Annotated in this window: 2 protein-coding genes; one reads left to right on the top strand and one right to left on the bottom strand. The window is 76.5% G+C overall.

Annotated features, from left to right (window positions below):
* Positions 1-452: hypothetical protein (locus HGA02_RS19470; protein WP_425483084.1), on the top strand; the 452-nt coding region annotated here is incomplete at its 5' end.
* Here the strand turns inward: HGA02_RS19470 and HGA02_RS19465 are convergent.
* A partial coding sequence (locus HGA02_RS19465; RefSeq protein ID WP_168681043.1) for an FkbM family methyltransferase occupies positions 433-1,355 on the bottom strand: 923 nt, incomplete at its 5' end. The two genes, HGA02_RS19470 and HGA02_RS19465, sit on opposite strands and share 20 nt — an antisense overlap.

Raw genomic sequence — 1,355 nt, 5'->3', positions numbered from 1 at the left:
TGCTCGTCGCGGCCGGTGCGACGCAGGTGTTCGGCGCGACGCTGCCCGCGGTGCAGGCCGCGGGGTTCGGTGCGCTCGCGCCCGGTGCCGCGACGCGCGGGGACCTCACCGAGGCCGGCACCGCCGCGCTGCCGTCGGCCGAGGTCGTGCTGGGTGCGGCGCGGGCCGCCGCGGGCGAGGACGGTCATCGCCCCGTCCTGGTCGTGCCCTTCCCGGCGGAGATCGGCCTCCACCCGTTCGCGTCGGCGCAGTGGACCTCCGCGCTGACGGGGACGTGGACGGGCGCCGCGTCGGCGCTGCCCGGTCTGCTCGTCGACACCGACCCGGTCCGGGTCGCGACCGCGGCGCTCGCGTCGGACCCGTCCGTGCTCGTGGTCGTCCACCCGGACGTCCTGGCCGACGTGCGCGACGCGGTGGACCGTCCGGATCAGGTCATCGCCTGGTCTCGGTGACCACCAACCCCGCCGCCCGGAAGACCGCGGCGGCGTCGTCGACGTCCTCGGACGGCACCCACGCGTGGTTCCAGGCCAGGGGATGGAAGCGCAGACGGTCCCCGACGACGGCCTCCCACGGGCTGAGGCGCACGTCGACGTAGCCCGCCGCGCGTCGCTCGTCCTCGAGCTCGTCGAACGGGGCGTGCTCGAGGATCTCGACGAGCAGCCACGGCCGCGCCTCGGCCAGCAGCGACCGGCCGCCGCGCAGCGTCCGCACCTCCGCACCCTCGACGTCGATCTTCACGACGGACACCGGGGGCGAGCCGATCGAGCGCCAGTACGAGTCGAGGGTCAGCGCGCGGACCTCGACGCGCTCCTGCTCGCCGCCCTTGAAGCCGGGGTCCGTCGAGCAGCTCGTCTCGACGACGCCGATCGCGGGCGGGACCCAGAGGTCGACGGTCCCCTCGACGTCCGTGACGGCCGCCTCCACCACCCGCACCCGCCCGCGGAACGCGTTGAGCCGCACGTTCTCCCGCAGCATCGCCGCGACCGGCGGGTACGGCTCGAACGCGTGCACCGTCGTCCCGCGCGTGCTCGCCGCGAGCAGCGAGTAGACGCCGGTGTTCGCGCCGACGTCGACCACGACTCCGGGGCGGCGCCGGACGGCCCCGAGCAGGACGTCGGGCAGCGGGCGCTCGTAGCCCCACCACCCGCCCTGCCGGAACGCCTCGACCCACTGGTCGGTGCCGCCCTGGCGCAAGGCCTTGATGCGGTGCGCGCGCCACGCGCCGGGCGGTGCCGGGAGCGTGACGGGGACGATCTCGCCGCCCGAGCGACGACGGTCGGCCCGGTCGGCCAGCGTGTGCGCACCGAGCAGCTCGAGCGCCGCCGACACGGCGGGACGCGCCGCCGTCGCGCGGT

This window comes from Cellulomonas septica (assembly GCF_012396155.1).
Classification (GTDB): Bacteria; Actinomycetota; Actinomycetes; order Actinomycetales; family Cellulomonadaceae; genus Cellulomonas; species Cellulomonas septica.
Note: the sequence above shows the minus strand (reverse complement) of the source record. Positions and strands in the feature narration are given on the sequence as shown.